18 protein-coding genes are annotated in these 21,054 nt (G+C 32.1%); 17 read left to right on the top strand and 1 reads right to left on the bottom strand.

All coding sequences use genetic code 11. The features are described 5' to 3' along the window. The first annotated feature begins 13 nt into the window (after positions 1–13). The 6 genes from rplQ to ctlX all read left to right on the top strand — a co-directional run bounded on the left by rplQ (position 14) and on the right by ctlX (position 6,673). Positions 14–505: a 50S ribosomal protein L17 gene (gene rplQ, locus NQQ59_RS08485; RefSeq protein WP_091496644.1), complete on the top strand. Its 492-nt coding sequence runs from the start codon at positions 14–16 to the stop codon at positions 503–505. A 235-nt stretch (positions 506–740) separates the two neighbouring features. Next, positions 741–1,850 carry a glutamine-hydrolyzing carbamoyl-phosphate synthase small subunit gene (carA, locus tag NQQ59_RS08490; protein WP_144217602.1) on the top strand — a complete coding sequence of 370 codons (1,110 nt, stop codon included), beginning with the start codon at positions 741–743 and terminating at the stop codon, positions 1,848–1,850. 110 nt (positions 1,851–1,960) lie between these two features. Beyond that, positions 1,961–3,253, top strand: coding sequence for a phosphopyruvate hydratase (eno, locus tag NQQ59_RS08495; RefSeq protein WP_144217604.1), 1,293 nt, complete (start codon positions 1,961–1,963; stop codon positions 3,251–3,253). 153 nt (positions 3,254–3,406) lie between these two features. Further along, a complete protein-coding gene (locus tag NQQ59_RS08500) occupies positions 3,407–4,684 on the top strand; it encodes a citrate synthase (RefSeq protein WP_144217607.1) in 1,278 nt (425 codons plus the stop codon). A gap of 62 nt (positions 4,685–4,746) precedes the next feature. Continuing rightward, positions 4,747–5,661 carry a dimethylarginine dimethylaminohydrolase family protein gene (locus NQQ59_RS08505; protein WP_144217610.1) on the top strand — a complete coding sequence of 305 codons (915 nt, stop codon included), beginning with the start codon at positions 4,747–4,749 and terminating at the stop codon, positions 5,659–5,661. A 76-nt stretch (positions 5,662–5,737) separates the two neighbouring features. Continuing rightward, positions 5,738–6,673 (top strand): citrulline utilization hydrolase CtlX, encoded by a 936-nt coding sequence (gene ctlX / locus NQQ59_RS08510; protein WP_144217612.1) that lies wholly within the window; start codon positions 5,738–5,740, stop codon positions 6,671–6,673. Positions 6,674–6,746: 73 nt separating this feature from the next. Here ctlX and NQQ59_RS08515 read toward each other — a convergent pair whose 3' ends face one another. Beyond that, entirely contained in the window at positions 6,747–7,373 is a 627-nt protein-coding gene (locus NQQ59_RS08515; protein WP_111285057.1) for a MarC family NAAT transporter, read from the bottom strand. Positions 7,374–7,525: 152 nt separating this feature from the next. Between NQQ59_RS08515 and NQQ59_RS08520 the strand changes: the two genes are divergently transcribed. From NQQ59_RS08520 to NQQ59_RS08570, 11 genes are all read left to right on the top strand, one after another. After that, positions 7,526–7,891 carry a CoA-binding protein gene (locus NQQ59_RS08520; protein ID WP_144217615.1) on the top strand — a complete coding sequence of 122 codons (366 nt, stop codon included), beginning with the start codon at positions 7,526–7,528 and terminating at the stop codon, positions 7,889–7,891. 151 nt (positions 7,892–8,042) lie between these two features. Continuing rightward, the gene (gene recR, locus NQQ59_RS08525) at positions 8,043–8,663 is read left to right on the top strand and encodes a recombination mediator RecR (RefSeq protein WP_144217617.1); all 621 of its coding nucleotides are present in this window, start codon (positions 8,043–8,045) and stop codon (positions 8,661–8,663) included. Positions 8,664–8,735: 72 nt separating this feature from the next. Next, complete coding sequence (locus NQQ59_RS08530) at positions 8,736–9,527, top strand: polysaccharide biosynthesis/export family protein (protein WP_144217619.1); 792 nt, start codon at positions 8,736–8,738, stop codon at positions 9,525–9,527. A gap of 15 nt (positions 9,528–9,542) precedes the next feature. After that, the gene (locus NQQ59_RS08535) at positions 9,543–11,990 is read left to right on the top strand and encodes a polysaccharide biosynthesis tyrosine autokinase (protein ID WP_144217622.1); all 2,448 of its coding nucleotides are present in this window, start codon (positions 9,543–9,545) and stop codon (positions 11,988–11,990) included. Between the two features lie 10 nt (positions 11,991–12,000). Next, a complete protein-coding gene (locus NQQ59_RS08540) occupies positions 12,001–12,984 on the top strand; it encodes an SDR family oxidoreductase (protein ID WP_144217625.1) in 984 nt (327 codons plus the stop codon). 24 nt (positions 12,985–13,008) lie between these two features. Next, positions 13,009–14,400, top strand: coding sequence for a UDP-glucose 6-dehydrogenase (locus NQQ59_RS08545; RefSeq protein ID WP_144217627.1), 1,392 nt, complete (start codon positions 13,009–13,011; stop codon positions 14,398–14,400). 81 nt (positions 14,401–14,481) lie between these two features. After that, positions 14,482–14,946: a UpxY family transcription antiterminator gene (locus NQQ59_RS08550; RefSeq protein WP_144217630.1), complete on the top strand. Its 465-nt coding sequence runs from the start codon at positions 14,482–14,484 to the stop codon at positions 14,944–14,946. A gap of 281 nt (positions 14,947–15,227) precedes the next feature. Beyond that, positions 15,228–16,517, top strand: coding sequence for a nucleotide sugar dehydrogenase (locus NQQ59_RS08555; RefSeq protein WP_144217632.1), 1,290 nt, complete (start codon positions 15,228–15,230; stop codon positions 16,515–16,517). A gap of 31 nt (positions 16,518–16,548) precedes the next feature. Continuing rightward, positions 16,549–17,556 (top strand): mannose-1-phosphate guanylyltransferase, encoded by a 1,008-nt coding sequence (locus NQQ59_RS08560; RefSeq protein ID WP_144217635.1) that lies wholly within the window; start codon positions 16,549–16,551, stop codon positions 17,554–17,556. A 12-nt stretch (positions 17,557–17,568) separates the two neighbouring features. Beyond that, positions 17,569–18,615 carry a dTDP-glucose 4,6-dehydratase gene (gene rfbB, locus NQQ59_RS08565; RefSeq protein WP_144217637.1) on the top strand — a complete coding sequence of 349 codons (1,047 nt, stop codon included), beginning with the start codon at positions 17,569–17,571 and terminating at the stop codon, positions 18,613–18,615. A 3-nt stretch (positions 18,616–18,618) separates the two neighbouring features. Beyond that, a complete protein-coding gene (locus tag NQQ59_RS08570; RefSeq protein ID WP_144217640.1) occupies positions 18,619–21,045 on the top strand; it encodes an SLBB domain-containing protein in 2,427 nt (808 codons plus the stop codon). The last annotated feature ends 9 nt before the right edge of the window (positions 21,046–21,054 follow it).

Here is a 21,054-nt window from a genome sequence, read left to right on the forward strand (position 1 = left end):
AAAAAAACACGTCATGAGACACGGAAAAAAAATCAACCACTTAAGCAGACAGACTGGACATAGAAAAGCTATGTTGGCTAATATGGCTTGTTCTCTTATCGAGCACAAACGTATTAACACTACTGTTGCTAAAGCTAAAGCGCTTAAACAATTTGTTGAGCCTTTAATCACAAAATCAAAAGAGGATACGACTCACAATCGTCGTATTGTTTTTGCTTACTTGCGTAATAAATACGCTGTAACAGACTTGTTCAGAGATGTTGCTGCTAAAGTAGGTGACCGTCCAGGTGGATACACTCGTATCATTAAAGTTGGAAATCGTTTGGGAGATAACGCTGATATGGCGATGATCGAACTTGTTGACTTCAATGAGCTTTACAACGGAGGTAAAAAAGAAGTTAAAAAAGCGAAAAGCCGTCGTGGTGGTAAAGCTAAAAAAGCTGAAACTGCTGCTCCAGAAGCTCCTGCTGCTGAAACAGAAACGACTACTGAAGCTTCTGAATAATTATGAGAGTAATCATTCTATAATATTAAAGGATAAACTAATTTTTAGTTTATCCTTTTTTTTTGATTTTTTAAAACTAAAAATCTAACTTATTTAAAATAATCGGTTTTATTTTTACTAATGAAAGTTTTAAAAAATCTTGGAAGCGCTCTTTTAAAGAATTAAATTTGCAAAATATCTAATTACAAATGAAGTTTTGCTTCATACACAATTAAAAAACAATACAAATTAAGGAATGAAATACACAACACGACAAAGCGCCATTTTATTACTAAGTGATGGAACTATTTTTCATGGAAAGTCTATCGGTATTAGCGGTAAAACTTTTGGTGAAGTTTGTTTTAATACTGGAATGACTGGATATCAAGAGATCTTTACAGACCCTTCATACTTTGGACAAATTATGGTTACTACAAATCCGCATATCGGGAATTATGGTATAAATGATTTAGAAGTTGAATCTGAAAGTGTAAAAATTGCTGGATTAGTTTGTAAGAACTTTAGCTTTAACTATTCAAGAACAGGTGCTTCTGGAAGTTTAGAAGATTATTTCGCTAAGCAAAATCTAATCTGTATCTCCGATGTTGATACAAGAGCTCTAGTTAGTTATATCCGTGATAATGGTGCAATGAATGCTGTTATTTGTACAGACGGAACTTCAATTGAAGATCTTAAAAAGGAATTGGCAAATGTGCCAAATATGGAAGGTCTTGAATTGGCTTCAAAAGTGTCTACAAAAGAACCTTATTTTGTAGGAGATGAAAATGCTACATACAAAATTTCGGCACTTGATCTTGGAATTAAAAAGAACATCTTAAGAAACTTTGCGAAAAGAGATTGTTATATTAAGGTTTTTCCTTATGATACAACTTATGAGGAGTTAAGTGCATTTAATCCAGATGGATATTTCTTGTCTAACGGTCCTGGTGATCCAGATCCACTTCATGGAGTAATAGATGTTGCGAAAAAAATTATTTCGGAGGATAAACCTTTGTTTGGAATCTGTTTAGGACATCAGATTATTGCTTTGGCAAATGGTGTTCAGACTTATAAAATGTTTGGTGGACACAGAGGTATTAATCATCCGGTAAAGAATCTTCTAACTGGTAAAGGAGAAATTACCTCTCAAAATCACGGTTTCGCTGTAAAAAGAGAAGCTTTAGAGGGGCATCCAGAATTAGAACTTACTCATATACATTTAAATGATGATACGGTTGCTGGAATGAGAATGAAGAACAAGAACTGTTTTTCAGTACAATATCATCCAGAAGCTAGTCCTGGACCACACGATTCTTCTTATTTATTTGATCAGTTCGTGGAGAATATCAAAACTAGCAAAGTCTAAAACGATGTAGTTAATAAATAAAGGTGTTTAATGTCTAAATCGCGTTTTTAGTATTAAATATTTTTATAATTTCGAAAAAAAATATAATTTATTAATAAAAAACAAAAATAATGAGTATTATAATTAAAGTTCACGCAAGACAAATTCTTGATTCCAGAGGGAATCCTACTATTGAAGTTGATGTAGTAACTGAAAACGGTGTTTTAGGTAGAGCTGCAGTTCCATCTGGAGCTTCAACTGGAGAGCACGAAGCTGTTGAATTACGTGATGGTGGTAAAGCTTACCTAGGAAAAGGTGTTTTGAATGCAGTGAACAATGTAAATACTGTTATTGCTGAAGAATTAGTTGGAACTTCTGTTTTCGAACAAAACACAATTGACCAATTAATGATTGATTTAGATGGTACTCCAAACAAATCTAAATTAGGAGCTAATGCTATTTTAGGTGTTTCTTTAGCTGCTGCAAAAGCTGCTGCTAACGAACTTGGCTTGCCATTATACAGATATGTAGGTGGAGTTTCTGCTAATACATTACCTGTTCCAATGATGAACATCATAAACGGTGGTTCTCACTCTGATGCTCCAATTGCATTTCAAGAGTTTATGATCTTCCCTGTAAAAGCAACTTCTTTTACGCATTCTATGCAAATGGGAACTGAAATTTTCCACAGTTTGAAAAAAGTATTACACGATAGAGGTTTAAGTACTGCTGTTGGTGACGAAGGAGGTTTTGCTCCAAACTTAGCTGGTGGAACTGAAGATGCTTTAGATACTATCAAATTAGCTGTTGAAAAAGCTGGATATACTTTCGGTGACGAAATTATGATCGCTCTTGACTGTGCTGCTTCTGAGTTTTATGTAAACGGAAAATACGATTACACTAAATTTGAAGGTGAAACTGGAAAAATCAGAACTTCTGAAGAACAAGCTGAATACTTAGCTGAACTTGCTGCTAAATATCCAATTATTTCTATCGAAGACGGTATGTACGAAGATGACTGGGATGGATGGAAAGCTTTAACGGAGAAAATCGGAGATAAAGTACAATTAGTAGGTGATGATTTATTTGTAACTAATGTTGAGCGTTTGTCAACTGGTATCGAAAAAGGAATTGCTAACTCTATCTTAGTAAAAGTAAACCAAATTGGTACTTTGACTGAAACTATTGCGGCTGTAAATATGGCGAAAAACGCTGGATATACTTCTGTAATGTCTCACCGTTCTGGAGAAACTGAAGATAATACAATTGCAGATTTAGCTGTTGCTTTAAACTGTGGTCAAATTAAAACTGGTTCTGCTTCTCGTTCAGATCGTATGGCTAAATACAATCAATTATTAAGAATTGAAGAAGAATTAGGAAGTACAGCTTACTTCCCTGGTTTAAAAGCTTTCAAGATTAAATAATCATAAGAGTTATATTAAGACAAACCATTCATTTTCTAATGAATGGTTTTTTTTTGGAGTTTTAACAAATTCATAGCAGTATTCTTTTTTTAATTAGTCTTAAATTCATTAGATTTGGTAAATTATTATTTAAAGAATTATTTCCAAGATATTATGTCAAAAATAGCTACATTAGAAATAGATGGTAAAAAGATTGAGCTTCCGGTAATCACAGGGAGTGAAAACGAATCAGCTATCGATATTAACAAATTACGTGATTTAACAGGTGTTATTACAATTGATCCAGGTTATAAGAATTCAGGATCTTGTACAAGTGAAATCACTTTCCTAGATGGAGAAGAAGGAATTTTACGTTACAGAGGATATTCAATCGAAGATTTAGCAGAAAAAGCTAATTTCTTAGAGGTTTCTTATCTTTTGATTTTTGGAGAATTGCCTACTGCTGCTCAATTAGAAGATTTTGAAAATAATATTAGAAAACATTCTTTGGTAAACGAAGAAATGAAAAATATTATTGACGGTTTTCCAAAGACAGCTCACCCAATGGGAGTTTTATCTGCTTTAACAAGTGCTTTAACAGCATTTAATCCAAAAGCGGTAAACGTTGATAACGAAAAAGAAATGTACGAAGCTATTTGTAAAACAATGGCTAAATTTCTTGTAATTGCTACTTGGACTTACAGAAAGTCTATGGGGTATCCATTAAATTACTATGATAACACAAAAGGATATGTGGAAAGCTTTATGCAATTGATGTTTAAATTGCCTACAGGACCTTACACTGCAAATCCAGTAATTGTAAATGCTTTAGATAAATTATTTATTCTTCATGCTGATCACGAACAAAACTGTTCTACTTCTACAGTTAGGATGGTAGGTTCTTCTCATGCTGGTTTATTTGCTTCAGTTTCCGCAGGAGTTTCTGCTCTTTGGGGACCTCTTCACGGAGGTGCTAACCAAGCAGTACTTGAAATGTTGGAAGAAATCAACAAAGACGGTGGAGATACAGATAAATTCTTAGCAAAAGCAAAAGATAAAAATGATCCATTCCGTTTAATGGGATTCGGGCACAGAGTTTACAAAAACTTCGATCCGAGAGCAAAAATCATCAAAAAAGCAGCTACTGAAGTTTTAGAAACTTTAGGTGTTGAAGATCCGATTTTAGATATCGCAAGAAAATTAGAAAAAGCAGCTCTTGAAGATGAATACTTCAAAGCAAGAAACTTATATCCAAACGTAGATTTCTATTCTGGAATTATCTACAGGGCTTTAGGAATTCCAACAGATATGTTTACAGTAATGTTCGCTATCGGAAGATTACCAGGTTGGATCGCACAATGGAAAGAAATGCGTGAAAACAAAGAACCAATTGGAAGACCTAGACAAATTTATACAGGACATCCTTTAAGAGAGTTCAAGTCTAATAAATAAAAAACGAAAGCTTCACTTAACTGTGAAGCTTTTTTTATATTTGCTCAAAATACAATAGAGTTATGTTGCAATTAAATGTAAAGAACGAAACTTCGCGGCTTCGCGCCGTAGTTTTGGGTTCTGCTGTTCATAATGGGCCGACTCCAACACTGGAGGAAGCTTACGATCCTAAGTCATTGGAGCATATTAAAGCAGGAACTTATCCTGTAGAAAAAGATATGGTTGCTGAAATGGATGCTTTTAATGCCGTTTTTCAGAAATATGATGTAACTGTTTATCGTCCGGAAATGATCGAAAATTACAATCAAATATTTGCTAGAGATATTGGTTTTGTAATTGATGACGTTTTTGTGAAGTCTAATATTCTTCCAGATAGAGAAAGAGAATTAGATGCGATTCAATATGTAATTGATCAAATTAATCCCTTAAAAGTAGTACGTCCGCCAGAAGAAGTTCATATAGAAGGGGGAGATGTAATGCTTTGGAACGACCATATTTTTATCGGAACTTATAAAGGAAGTGATTATAAAGATTATATTACGGCAAGAACTAATATGCAGGGGGTAAATTATATCAAAGAATTGTTTCCAAATAAAATTGTGAAAGAATTTGATTTGGTAAAATCTAAATTGGAAGCAAGAGATAATGCATTGCATTTGGATTGTTGTTTTCAACCAGTAGGGAAAGATAAAGGTATTATCTATAAAAGAGGTTTCCGTGAAGAAGCAGATTATCTTTACTTAGTGAAGCTTTTTGGAAAAGAAAATTTGTTTCATATCGAAAGAAATGAAATGTACAATATGTTTTCTAATGTATTTTCAATTGATGAAAATGTAGTGGTTTCTGAAAAGAATTTTACTCGTTTGAACAACTGGCTTCGTGAAAATGGATTTACAGTTGAAGAAATTCCTTATGCTGAAATTGCAAAACAAGAAGGTTTGCTGAGATGTTCAACTTTGCCGTTAATTAGAGACTAAAAATTAGTTTTAAGTTTCAGGTTTCAAGTTGCCAAAAACTTGAAACTTGGAACCTGAAACAAAAAATATAAAAATAATGAAACAAACTACTAATGCTATCGTGATGATTCGTCCAGTTGCATTCAGAATGAATGAACAGACTGCTGTAAATAATTATTATCAAAAAGTATTAGACGGACTTTTACCAAGTACTGTTAATGCTAAGGCGCAACAAGAATTTGATACTTTTGTTGAAAAACTAAGAGCAGTTGGAGTTGATGTAACTGTTGTAGATGATAATTTAGAAACCGATACGCCGGATAGTATTTTTCCAAATAATTGGGTTTCATTTCATGAAAATGGAGATGTAGCACTTTATCCAATGTTTGCAGAAAATCGACGTAAGGAACGTCGCGAAGATATTTTAGATACTTTGGAAGAAAAAGGATTTGAAATTACAGAAATAATGGATTATACTTCTGCTGAAGAAGATGGCATTTTTTTGGAGGGAACAGGAAGTTTGTTGTTGGACAGAGCTAATGGAAAAGCATATTGTGCTTTGTCTCCAAGAGCTGACGAAGAATTGTTTATAGAATTCTGCGAAGACTTTGACTATGCTCCAGTTATTTTTGAAGCTTTTCAAACTGTTGATGGAGAACGTAAACTAATTTATCATACCAACGTAATGATGTGTTTAGGTGAAACTTTTGCTGTTATCTGCGCTGATTCTATTGATGATAAGAAAGAGCGTAAAATGGTTTTAGATAATCTGAAAGATGATAAAAAAGAAATCATTCTAATTACAGAAGATCAAGTAAATAATTTCGCTGGAAATATGCTTGAAGTTCGCGGTACAAATGATAAAAGATATATCGTAATGAGTGCTTCTGCGCACCAGAGTTTGACTCCAAAACAAATAGCGCAATTAGAAAATCATGCTGAAATTTTGAGTTCAAGTTTAGATACAATTGAGGCTTGTGGAGGTGGAAGTGCCAGATGTATGATGGCTGAAGTTTTCTTGCCAAGAAGCTAGAATGAAAATATGATAAGAAAAAGGGATAAAATCATCAATGATTTTATCCCTTTTCTTTTAGAAATACTTTTAATTAGAAATTCCCTTTAATAATATTTACAATTGCACTGACGATATATTGAATTCCAATTGAAATAACTATAAAACCAACTATTCTAGAGATGGCAACTATTCCTGATGCTCCTAGAATTCTAGCTAAATAATGTGCACTTTTAAGAATTGCAAAAATAGCAACTGCAATTGCAAGGATTGCTAACGAGGAAATAATGATTTCATTTAATTCATGATGTTCTTGATAGAAAGCAATTAAAAGAGACATGGATCCTGGGCCAGCAAGCATTGGAATTGCTAAAGGTGTTAATGCAATATCATTTCTGTGTTGCGCTTCGTTTTCAATTTTTTTGTTGATTCCTCGTTTTTTGTTGAATTTTCCAGAAAGTAAAGAAAAACCTGAATTTACAATTACAATTCCGCCCGCAATTCTTAGTGCATCGATACTGATTCCAAAAAAAGTTAAAACATATTGGCCAATAAAATAAGAAACCAATAATATGATAAAAACATTGATTGCTGTCCAAAGTGAGATTCTGGATCTTTCTTTCTGGGAATCATGCTGAGTTAATCCGACAAAAATAGGTACGGTTCCGATTGGATTTAATACCGAAAATAAAGCGGCAAATAAATAGATGAATAATTCCATAAAGTTTGGGTTAGTGGAGTAAATGTAGTTATTTTTTAATGTCTTTATGCTAAAATATGTTATGATAATGTTTTTGTTGTTTTAGATTCTGAATCAAATACGTAAAGTTTAAATCGTTCTTTTTGATTACTTTTGCAGTCTAAATGAAAATAATGAAAAGTAAAAAAACATTAGTTATAGGAGTATCTACAAATCCAGAACGTTATTCTTACCGAGCTGTAAATATGCTTGTTGGAAAAGGACATTCTGTTTTGGCAATAGGACAAAAGGCGGGTGAGGTTGCTGGAGTAAAAATTCAGACTAAAGCGATACCTGTTAAAAATATAGATACTATTACTTTATATTTAAATCCTGTTCGCCAAAGAGATTATTATAATTACATCATCGAAGCAAAGCCAAAGAGAGTTGTTTTTAATCCAGGAACTGAGAATCCTGAATTGTATCAATTATTGGAATTAAATGATATTGAGGTTGAAGTAGCTTGTACACTTGTTCTGTTGGCAACGAATCAGTATTAATATAGCTTGTTGGGATAGTTTTTAGGTAATTGAAAAAATGATTTATCATTTAGTTTTTAATTAAGCTAAAGGTTTTCTTACGCAATATTTATTAGTCTTGAATTTAGTTGGAAATGCCAGCTAAGTCATTAAAAGTATTACTTTTGTCGCTATGGAATTTTCATCAAAATTAATTGAAAAAGCGGTTAACGAAATGTCACAATTACCGGGTATTGGTAAACGTACAGCACTTCGACTGGTTCTTCATTTGCTTAAACAGCCAAAAGAGCAGACTTCTTTTTTGTCTCAAGCGTTATTAACGATGCGTGAGGATATTAAATTTTGTGAAAGCTGTCATAATATTTCGGACACCAAGCTCTGCGAGATATGTGCTAACAGCCTTAGAAATCATGAAACTATTTGTGTAGTTGAAGATATTCGAGATGTAATGGCAATAGAAAACACAGGGCAGTTTAAGGGGGTCTATCATGTTCTTGGAGGGAAAATTTCACCAATAGAGGGTGTAGGGCCAAACCAGTTAAATATTTCAAGTTTGGTGGATAAAGCAAAATCTGGAAAAGTAACTGAAATAATTTTTGCTTTAAGTTCGACTATGGAAGGTGATACAACAAATTTTTATATCTATAAACAAATTGCAGATTTAGAGATTGTAGTCTCAACAATTGCAAGAGGAATATCGGTGGGAGATGAATTGGAATATGCTGATGAAATTACATTAGGAAGAAGTATTTTGCATAGGGTTCCTTTTGAAAAAACGTTTAAAAACAATTAACTAAACTCCAAATGCTATCTGTTTTTTCTAGAGATTATAAGGAAGAACTATATTTGCGATAAAATAAAACTAATGACAAGAAAAAGCTGTTATCTATTCTTATTAATTTCGATGCTATTTACTTCGTGTATTCCGATTAAAGATTTGGTTTATCTTCAGGATAAAAGTACTTCAAGTGAGCAAAATGCTATCTCGGTAGTAGAGTCTAAACCATATAGATTGCAGGTTAATGATATTATAACTATTAAGATGAAAGCAATAGATCCGAAATTGGTTTCTATCTTTAATGCAACTAATAATGAGGGGCAAACTCAAATAAACGAACCTAATCTGTATTTTGATGGTTTTACAGTTGATGATCATGGCAATATAAGAATTCCTATCTTAGGTGAGATAAATGTTATTGGTTATACCCTTGAAGAAGTTCGTGTAAAAATTGAAAAAAAATTATTAGAAGAATATTTTAAAAGTGAGGCTAATATTTTTGTTACTGTAAAATTAGCAGGATTCAGATATACTATAAATGGAGAAGTGGGGAGTACAGGTACAAAAATTTTGTTCAAAGATAATGTGACAATCTTAGATGCTATTGCAAATGCTGGAGATATTACCACGGTTGGAAATAGAAAGGAAGTAACAGTAATTCGTCAGACTCCAACAGGAGTTCAAATGAATGATGTTGACCTCACAGATGTAAATGTAATGAAATCTCCCTATTATTATCTACAACCAAATGATTATATCTACGTAAAGCCTTTAAGGCAAAAAACTTGGGGAACTGGTCAGACAGGGATACAGTCTATTGGAACGATAATTACATTATTATCGTTAGCGACTACTGTATACCTTATTATAAAAAATTAAAAATAGATTTTAAAAATGTTAGATATTAAAGACTTTGCCATTTTTGAAAATCATTCCAATTTTGATTTTAAGGGTTTTCTGTTAAGAATTATCAGCTACTGGAAGTGGTTTGTTGTTAGTTTGATTATTGCATTTACCATTGCTTATCAAGTAAACATCCGTAAAGAAAAAATTTATGGAATGCAAACTATGATTTCTATAAAAGAACAAAGCAATCCATTTTTTACATCTACTACAAGTTTAGTTTTTAATTGGGGCGGGGTTTCAGATCAAGTAAACGGAATTTCTACAATTTTAAAATCAAGATCTCATAACGAATTGGTGGTTGATAAACTACAATTTTATATTGATTATTTGGAACAGGGTGATTATAATTTAATTGATTCCTATGGAGCTGTTCCTTTTTATGTTGATATTGATAAAACAAAAGGACAGTTAGTTAATACTTTAATAAAGATTAAATTTCTTAGTGAAAGTGTATATCAAATTGAAATTCCTTTTGAAAGTAATTCAGTTTCATTAATTACTTATAGTACGAATTCTTACAGTAACACTTCTGTGCAATTAGGAAGTTTTTCTAAAAAATACAAAGTTGGGGAGATTGTTAATCTTCCTTTTTTAAATTGGAAACTTCAAATAAAGGACAATCTTGGGTTTTATAAAGGTAAAGAGTATTTTGTCAAATTTAATGACTTTGATGGAACTGTATCCAGATATCGAGGAGTGTCAGTCGAATCTGATAAAGGAAGTGGGTCGATTTTAAATTTGTCCATGCAGGGAACAAATAAGGCAAGAATGGTTGATTATTTGAACTCCACTGTAAAGATGCTTATTAAACTGCAGCTAGATGGGAAAAACCAATTTGCGACAAACACTATTCGATTTATTGATAGTACTTTGGTTGCAATGGAACATCAGTTAAAACAAACGGGTAATGAATTAAAGTCTTTTCAGAAAGATAAAAATATTTTTCAAATAGAAGATGGTGGTGCTCAGGTCTCAGAAAAAATAATGGGTTTTGACGTAGAAAAAGACCAGGCAACTAGGAAAATAGCGTATTATAATTCATTAAAATCATATTTAAATAATAGTGGGGATTATTCTAGGCTACCAGCGCCTTCGGTAGCAGGAATCGAAGATCCTAATATTGTAGCAAATGTTTCAAAATTAATAGGGCTTTCTACTCAAAGATCTGAGATGGCCTATGCTGTAAAAAGCGAAAAAATATTTAAAGATTTTGATAATCAAATGGAGGCAGTTAAAAATGTTCTTCAGGAGAATATAGCAACAGCAAAATCTTCGTTATTGTATGACTTGTCTTTGGTAAATGCAAAAATTGGACAAGCGGAAAGTACAGTTCGAAAACTTCCTGTTGAACAACAAGAGTTGCTAAAGATTAAAAGAAAATACGATTTAAATGATAATATTTACACGGCATTTCTTCAAAAGAGAAATGAAGCTGAAATAGTAAAAGCATCTAATTTATCTGATATTCACTTTATTGATCCTGCAAAAGATATTGGAGATGGTTTGATTGGGCCTAAAACATCAGCAAATTATATATTAGCTCTATTTTTGGGTATCTTAATACCATTGCTATTTGTTTTTGCAATTTTCTTTATAAATAATTCTATTCAGAATGCTGAAGATATAAGTAAGTTAACTCAAATACCTTTACTTGGAGTAATTGGTGTAAATAAAGATTCTCTTAATCTGGCAGTTTTTGATAAGCCAAAGTCGGCCCTTTCGGAAGCCTTTAGAGGAGTTCGTTCCTCTCTTCAGTTTTTGTATAAAAAACAGCAAGTGAGCGGCTCTAAAACTTTAATGATTACATCTTCTATTAGTGGGGAAGGAAAGACATTTTGTTCTATAAATATTGCAACCGTTTTTGCTTTAAGTGAAAAGAAAACTGTAATTGTTGGTTTGGATTTGAGAAAGCCAAGACTTGCAGATGAATTTCAATTAAATACACATCTTGGAGTTGTTAATTATCTGATTAGACAGAATAGCTTAGAAGAAATTACAAATTCAACGACTATTCCAAATTTAGATGTGATTCTTTCTGGACCAATTCCTCCTAATCCTTCAGAGCTTATTTTAAATGATGCTATGAAGGAATTCATAGATGAATTAAAACAAAAGTATGACTACATTATTTTGGATACACCTCCGGTTGGTTTAGTTTCGGATTCATTAGAGTTAGTTCAGTTTTCGGACGTTATATTGTATATAGTGAGACAAAACTATACCAAAAAAGAGATGATAACGTTGTTAAATAATAGAGTAAAACGTGGCGAGCTTAATAATGTTAGTATTATACTAAACGGTTACGAAAACAAAGCTAAATATGGAGGAGCTTATGGTTATGGATATGGTTACGGAGCATATTCAAATGGTTATCATGAAGAAGAAATAAAGCTTGGTTTTTGGAAGACACTTTTTAATAGATTTAGAAAAAGCTAATCTTTTACAAATGGAAAATTCAATAAAATATACAATTTTAATTACAGGAGGAGCTGGCTTTATAGGTTCAAATCTAACGGAGTATTTTTTAGAACAAGGTTACAAAGTAGTTTGTTTAGATAATTTTTCGACTGGACATCGTCATAATTTGAAAGATTTCTTGAGCAATCCTAATTTTAAATTAATTGAAGGAGATATTCGGAACTTTGAAGATTGTGTTTTGGCAGTAAAAGATGCAGATTATGTTTTGCATCAGGCGGCTTTAGGTTCTGTTCCGAGATCGATAAAAGATCCGATCACTACAAACGATGTCAATGTTTCCGGTTTTTTAAACATGCTCACGGCAGCTCGTGATGCAAAAGTAAAACGTTTTGTTTACGCAGCTAGTTCATCAACTTATGGAGATTCTCAAGGATTGCCAAAAGTAGAAGAAGTAATCGGTAAACCGTTGTCGCCTTATGCAATTACTAAATATGTAAACGAGCTATATGCCGAAATTTTTAGTAAAGCATATGGATTGGAAGCAATTGGGCTAAGGTATTTTAATGTTTTTGGAAGAAAACAAGATCCTGATGGAGCTTATGCTGCAGTAATACCAAAATTTGTAAAGCAATTTATGAATTATGAGAGTCCAGTAATTAATGGAGACGGAAATTACTCACGTGATTTTACATATATAGACAATGTAATTCAGATGAATGAATTAGCAATGACTAGCGAAAACCCTGAAGCTATTAATTCGGTTTATAATACTGCATTTGGAGATAGGAATACATTAAATGATTTGGTGAAATATTTAAAGGAATATTTGTCTGAATTTGATTCAAAAATAAAAGATGTTTCTGTAATATATGGAGAAAATAGAGCAGGAGATATTCCACATTCATTAGCAAGTATTGAAAAAGCTAAAAAAGTACTAGGATACGATCCGAAATATTCTTTACAACAAGGATTGAAAGAAGCTGTTGGATGGTATTGGAATAATTTAAAATAATAAGATCAAGATAATAAAAGGTCAATGAAAATTACAAAAATTTGCTGCATAGGTGCAGGTTATGTTGGAGGTCCAACAATGGCAGTTATTGCTCAAAAATGCCCAGATATTCAAGTTACTGTTGTCGATTTAAATGAACAAAGAATTGCTGATTGGAATGATCCAAATCCGGAAAATATTCCAATCTACGAACCTGGACTTTCACAAATTGTTGCAGAAGCCCGAGGTAGAAATTTATTTTTTTCAACGGATGTTGATAAAGCTATAGATGATGCACAAATGATTTTTATTTCGGTTAATACTCCTACCAAAACTTATGGAAAAGGAAAAGGGATGGCAGCCGATTTAAAATATATTGAGTTATGTGCTCGACAAATTGCAAGAGTTGCCAAGCAAAATAAAATTGTAGTTGAAAAATCAACTTTGCCAGTTAGAACAGCCGAGGCTATAAAAAGTATATTAGATAATACTGGAAATGGTGCTCAGTTTCAAATTTTGTCAAATCCTGAATTTTTGGCAGAAGGAACAGCTGTTACTGATTTATTAAACCCGGATAGAATTTTAATAGGAGGAGATACAACTTCAGAAGGAGAAGAAGCTATTAACGCCTTAGTTGATGTTTATGCTAATTGGGTGAGTAAAGAGAGAATTTTAACTACAAATGTTTGGTCTTCAGAATTATCTAAACTGACAGCAAATGCATTTTTGGCACAACGTATTTCGTCTATTAATGCAATGTCTGAGTTGTGTGAAAAAACTGGAGCAAACGTAAGCGAGGTAGCCAAGGCAATTGGAATGGATAGTAGAATTGGGCCTAAATTTCTAAAAGCATCAGTTGGTTTTGGAGGATCTTGTTTTCAAAAAGATATTCTAAATTTAGTATATATTGCAAAGTCATATGGATTAAATGAAGTTGCAGATTATTGGGAACAAGTTATTATTATGAATGATCATCAAAAAAGAAGGTTTTCGAATAAAATTGTTCAGACATTGTATAATACTGTAGCTGATAAGAAAATTGCTTTTTTGGGATGGGCTTTTAAAAAGGATACAAATGATACAAGGGAGTCCGCAGCAATTTATGTGGCCGATGATTTAATAAATGAACAGGCTAAAATATCGGTTTTTGATCCAAAGGTTTCTAAGAATAAGATGTTGAATGATTTAGATTACTTAGAAACAAGAACAAGTCAGGAAAATATTGATTCATTGAATGTTTTTGATAATGCATATGATGCTTGCAAAGGAGCTCATGCTATAGCAGTTTTGACAGAATGGGATGAATTTACGACTTATGATTGGCGGAAAATTTATAATTCAATGCACAAACCAGCTTTTGTTTTTGATGGAAGAAATATTTTGAATGCTAAAGAATTAGAAGCGATTGGTTTTGTTTACAATGGTATAGGTTCTTAAATTTTGTTTCGTATTGAAGTGAAATAATGTGAAAATGAATGTGAAGTAGTAATCTAGTTTTACTTCCTTATAAATAGAATAATGAATTGGTATGTAGTTTACACAAAACCGAAGTGGGAAAAGAAAGTTGCCGATAAGCTCAAACAACTAGGGATCGAATGTTATTGCCCATTGATTACTCAGGTTAAACAATGGTCGGATAGGAAGAAGAAGATTGAAGTGCCGCTTTTTAATTCCTACGTATTTGTTCAATTAAAAGATTCTGAAAGGAATTCAGTTTTTCAAGTTGCAGGAGTAGTAAGATATTTGTTTTGGTTAGGTAAGCCAGCTCTTGTAAAAGATGAAGAAATTGAAGTTATAAAAAAGAGTTTAAAAGATCCTAATCTTTATGATGTCACAGTTTCTTCAATTCAGGTGGGAGATAAAATAAAATTAGATTCTGGCGCATTCATTAATCAGAATGCAATTGTGCAAGAAGTTTCAGGTAATTATTATATTTTAGTTTTAGAAACTTTAGGCTGTGTTTTAAAAATAAAATACAAATAATGCCGTTATCAAATAAAAAAAACAGAAGAAAATATCTTTTTTTAGATTTTTTTCTTCTGTTTTTTTTATAAAGTATTTATTTACATCCTGATTAATAAGGTGTTGTGTAAGAGTGTGTTTTTGTTAACAATTTGTTTTCAAGTATTACGGGAAACCGTATTGAATAACTAGACTTATTATGCTATATTTGCCGAAAATGATTAATTTAGGTACCTGAGTCAAAGATTTTGTGACTTGGAACGGCGAAGCCGTGAATTTTTATTACCTAAATAGAATGAAAAATGGAATTTAAAAAAAATGTTAAAATTGCAGTTATTGGATTAGGCTATGTTGGTTTGCCTTTAGCTCGCTTATTTGCTACAAAATATTCAGTCGTTGGATTTGATATTAACGAATCAAGAGTTAATTCTTTGAAATCTGGAACTGATACAACTTTGGAAGTTGAAGACGATGTTTTACAAAATGTTTTAGTAACAAGTTCTGAAGAAGAAAAAGGTTTGTACTGCACCACTTCTATAAATGATATTGAAAATTGTAATTTCTATATAGTTACTGTTCCAACACCAGTTGATAAAAATAATAGGCCAGATTTAACACCTTTATATAAATCAAGTGAGACTGTTGGTAAAGTGTTAAAAAAAGGAGATATCGTAGTTTACGAATCTACTGTATATCCTGGGGTAACAGAAGAACAATGTGTGCCGGTTTTAGAAAAAATTTCAGGTCTTAGATTTAATGAAGACTTTTTTGCAGGATATTCCCCAGAAAGGATAAATCCTGGTGACAAAGAACATACAGTTGAAAAGATATTAAAAGTTACGTCTGGTTCAACTCCTGAAGTTGGATTAAAAGTAGATGAACTCTATAAATCGGTAATTACTGCAGGAACACATTTAGCACCTACAATAAAAGTTGCTGAAGCAGCAAAAGTTATTGAGAATTCACAACGAGATATCAATATTGCTTTTGTAAATGAATTAGCAAAAATATTCAACTTAATGAATATTGATACTCAAGAAGTATTAACAGCTGCGGCTACAAAATGGAACTTTTTACCTTTCAAACCAGGTCTTGTTGGAGGTCATTGTATTGGTGTAGATCCTTACTATTTAGCACAAAGAGCACAAGAATTTGGATATCATCCTGAAATAATTTTAGCAGGAAGACGTTTGAATGACAGTATGGGAGAATATGTGGCTTCGCAAGTAGTGAAGTTAATGATTAAAAAAGATATTTCTGTTAATGGAGCAGAATTGTTAATGCTTGGAATCACTTTTAAGGAGAACTGCCCTGATGTAAGAAATACCAAAATTGTCGATGTTGTACGATCACTAAAAGACTATGGGATTTCTGTTGTGATTTTCGATCCTCTTGCTAATGCTAATGATGTAAAAAAAGAATATAATTTAGTAACAACTACTTCTGTTCCAAATAATAAATTTGATGCGATAGTTTTAGGAGTTTCTCATGCAGAATTTCTAGAATTAGACTTTACGGAGTTACAAAAAACAAATAGTTTATTATACGATGTAAAAGGAGTTTTGGGAACTATTGCCGACAACAGGTTATAGTTGCTAAAGGTCCTTTTTTATTTAGAAAAAGATGGAAAAAAAAGATTCAATTATACATGTAATTTTGACTGGGGGAGTTGGAAGCAGATTATGGCCTCTTTCGAGAAAAAGTCAGCCAAAACAATATTTAGAAATTTTTGATAATAAATCTTTATTTGAAATGACTGTGGAGCGTAACAGTTATTTAGCAGATAAAGTGATGGTTGTTGGAAATGTTGATAATCATCATTTGAGTGGTAAGGTAATGGATAAAACCAATACTTCTTATATTAATATTGTAGAAGCGACGCCTAGAAATACTGCTGCAGCTATTGCATTTGCTGCATTTGCTTCAAATCCTGAAGATGTATTAATTGTGACTCCTTCGGATCATATTATTGATAAAATGGAGGATTATAATAATGCAATTCAACAGGCAATTTCAAAAGCAAAAGAAGGTTATATTGTTACGTTTGGAATTATTCCAACAAAACCTGAAACAGGTTATGGTTATATTGAATCTAAAGGAGATAAAGTATTATCATTCCGTGAAAAACCAAATGAAACTACTGCGAAAGATTTTATTTCAAGAGGCAATTTTCTGTGGAATAGCGGTATGTTTTGTTTTAAGGCAGGAGTTCTTTTGGATGAGTTAAAACAATTTCAACCAGAGGTATATGAAAAATCAAAATTGGTTTGGGATTCGGCAAAAAAAGGGTTTTTAGATTTAAATTCTTCTTTAGAAATTCCTTCAATTAGTATAGATTATGCTGTAATGGAAAGAAGTAAAAAAATTAAAGTAGTTCCTGCGTCTTTTTCTTGGTCAGACCTTGGTTCTTTCGAATCAGTTTACGAATACCTTGTGTCAAAGGGGCATCCAATAGATTCAAATGGGAATATGGTTATAGGATGTGAAAGTCATACCACATTTTTAGGATTGAGAAATACCATCTTTGTTCATACAGACACAGCTAATTTAATCTTGCAGAAGGAAAATTCACAAGATGTGAAAGATATATATAACGAGTTAGAGAAACAAAACTCAGATTTATTAAATTAATATAAATTTAAAATGAAAAAAATACTTATTACTGGTGGTGCAGGTTTTATTGGTTCTCACGTCGTAAGGCGTTTTGTAAATAAATATCCGGAATATCAAATTTTTAATTTAGATGCTTTAACATATGCGGGGAATTTGGAAAATATTAAAGATATTGAGGACAAATCGAACTACACTTTTGTTAAAGGTGATATTGTAGAAGAGAAATTTATAAATGAACTTTTTGAAAAATATGATTTTGATGGAGTTTTACATCTGGCTGCTGAATCTCATGTTGATCGTTCTATTGAAGATCCTTTAGCTTTTGTAAAAACAAATGTGATAGGAACGATGAATTTACTGAATGCCGCTAAGAATCAGTGGAAAGGTAATTTTGAAGGTAAACGATTCTATCATATTAGTACCGACGAAGTTTATGGTTCTTTAGGATCAGAAGGTTTATTTACAGAAACTACTCCATATGATCCAAATTCTCCTTATTCAGCTTCTAAAGCAAGTTCGGATCATTTTGTCCGCGCTTATGGAGAAACTTATGGATTGCCTTATGTTTTGACAAACTGCTCAAACAATTACGGCTCCTATCATTTTCCAGAAAAATTAATTCCACTTTTTATAAATAACATTATTAACAATAAGCCTCTGCCAGTTTATGGAGATGGAAATTATACAAGAGATTGGTTATTTGTAGAAGATCATGCGATTGCAATTGATTTAGTTTTCCATCAAGGGAAAAATCATGAAACTTATAATATTGGGGGTTTTAACGAATGGAAGAACATCGATTTGGTAAAACTTTTGTGTAGTATTATGGATGAAAAATTGGGAAGATTAAAAGGTGATTCTCAAAATTTAATTACATATGTAAAAGATAGACCAGGGCATGATTTACGTTACGCAATTGATGCTTCTAAAATTAATAAAGAATTAGGCTGGAAACCCACAGTGACTTTTGAAGAAGGATTAGAAAAAACCATTAATTGGTATTTGGATAATAAAGAGTGGTTAGAAAATGTGACTTCTGGAGTCTATAAAGAATACTATCAAAAACAATATTCATAATACATGAAAAAAATAGCATACGTTCTTTTCTTGTTTTTTGCACTTACCATGTCTTTAAGTGTTAATGCACAGGACATAATGAAGTCTAAAGACTTAAGTACAGTTAATGTTGATTACTTATCTGATGATGATTTGGCAAAAATTAGTGCACAATTAAAAAGCAATAATGCAACCATTGATCAAGTTGAACCAATGGCATTAGCAAAAGGTATGAGTCAGTCAAATTTTAATAAATTAAAAGTTAAGATTAATGACTATCAAAGGAAAAATTCGGACACAAAAAAAAATACTGAAAAGTCTTTAGAAAAGAACACTAATTCTGGAAGAACGCAGGAAAGTATTAAAAATTTGAAAGTAAAAGATTCGGCAAATGCCCTTATTTTTGGGTCTGAACTTTTTGATAATCCAACGCTTAATTTTGAGCCAGATCTAAAAATGGCTACTCCGATGAATTATATACTAGGACCTGGTGACGAAGTTCAAGTAACAGTGTATGGTGTGCAAGAATATAATGGAAATCTATCAGTGAGTGTTGAAGGAAAGATTTCTATTGAGTATGTTGGCGAGATTGCTGTTTCTGGAATGACGATAGAAGCGGCAACACAAAAAATAAAAGCTGCAATAGCTAGAGTTTATAGTACAGTTAGATCTGGTCAATCACAAGTAAGCATTAGTTTAGGTAAAATAAGAACCATTAAGATTACCGTAGTTGGAGGGAAACAGCCAGGGAATTACTCTATTTCTTCATTAGCTACAGTTTATAATGCTTTGCATTTAGCTGGAGGACCGGGGAAAAACGGAAGTTATAGAAATATTGAATTGATTAGAAACAATAAGGTTTTCAAAAACATTGATATTTACCGATTTTTAGTAAAAGGAGATCAATCTGATAATGTTAGTCTAAAAGAAAATGATGTAATTCGAATTCCTGCTTACACGCAAAGAGTAACAGTAGAAGGAGAGGTGAAGCGTCCTGGTATTTTTGAAATGAAAAAAGGGGAGAAATTCTCTGATTTATTAAGCTTTGCTTCAGGTTTCAATGAATTTGCTTACACTGCCTCTGTAAACGTAGTGCAAAAAACAGGAAAAGAATTTAAAGTGCATGATGTAAACGAAAGTGAATATAATGCTTATCAGCCACAGTCGGGTGATGTTTTTAAAATAACAAGAATTTTAAATCGTTTTGAAAACCGCATTAAGATTGAAGGAGCTGTTTTTAGACCCGATTATTACTCTTTTACTGAAGGAATGAGAATCTCAGATCTTATTACAAGAGCGGAAGGACTAAAGGAAGACGCTTACAGTAAAAGAGCAAGAATTATTCGTTTAAAAACAGATTTAACAACCGAAATTGTAAATGTAGATTTGGGTAAAGCTTTGTCAGGAGATTTAAATGCAGATATAGAATTGAAGCGCGAAGATATTGTTACTGTATATTCTATTTTAGATTTCAGAGAGGAATATAAAGTTACAATTGATGGAGAGGTGAAGAATCCAGGAGAATACGAATATTTTGAAAATTTAACTTTAAATGATTTAGTTGTTCAAGTTGGAGGTTTGACCGGTTCAGCATCTAAAAGAGTTGAAATAGCAAGAATGGTAAAATCTGATGCTATAGATGATGCAGATCCAAAACGAATTGAATTAGTTGAATTAGAAATTACAGCAGATAATAATGAACAAATTAAAAATTTTGTTTTGAAACCTTTTGATGTAATTAATATTCGTAGAATGGCAGTTTACGAAAAACCTCAAACGGTAACTGTAAAAGGAGCTGTTGGATATCCAGGTAAATATGTTTTAGCTAACAAAAAGGAAACTGTTTATAATGTTGTGATGAGAGCAGGTGGTTTAACATCAATAGCGAATCTTGACGGGATGAAAATTAAGAGACCAATAAAAGCAGAGCAAATCGAAACATTAGAAAGAATAGATTTAAATTTAGATAAAAACGACACTTTAAAGGGGAAATTAGCTAAGAAATTGAAAGAAGATCTAAAGTTTGCTACAATCCCTGTAAACTGGGAAAAAATTGTAAAAGATAAAAATCACTTTTCAAATGTTACATTATTTCCAGGAGATGAAATTGAAGTGGCTGTATATAATGAAGGTGTTAAAGTAACCGGAAACGTCTTGTTAACATCTGAAATTCCGTATAGAAGAGGCAAAGGATTTAAATATTATGTAGATGCAGTAGGTGGTGTAGATAATAAGGGATGGAAAAGAAAAGCATATATTATTTATCCAAATGGAAAGGCAGATGTGACAACTTCATTTTTGTTTTTTAGGTCATATCCAAAGGTAGAACCAGATTCACAAATTGTGGTTCCAGAAAAACCAGAAAGAAAGAAAATGAGTACTGGAGAATGGGTTGGAATTGGTAGTGTTGTTTCTAGTTTAGCATTGTTAATTGTAACAGCCTTTAAATAGTATTATTTT

This window comes from Flavobacterium panacis, assembly GCF_024649945.1.
GTDB classification, from domain to species: Bacteria; Bacteroidota; Bacteroidia; order Flavobacteriales; family Flavobacteriaceae; genus Flavobacterium; species Flavobacterium panacis.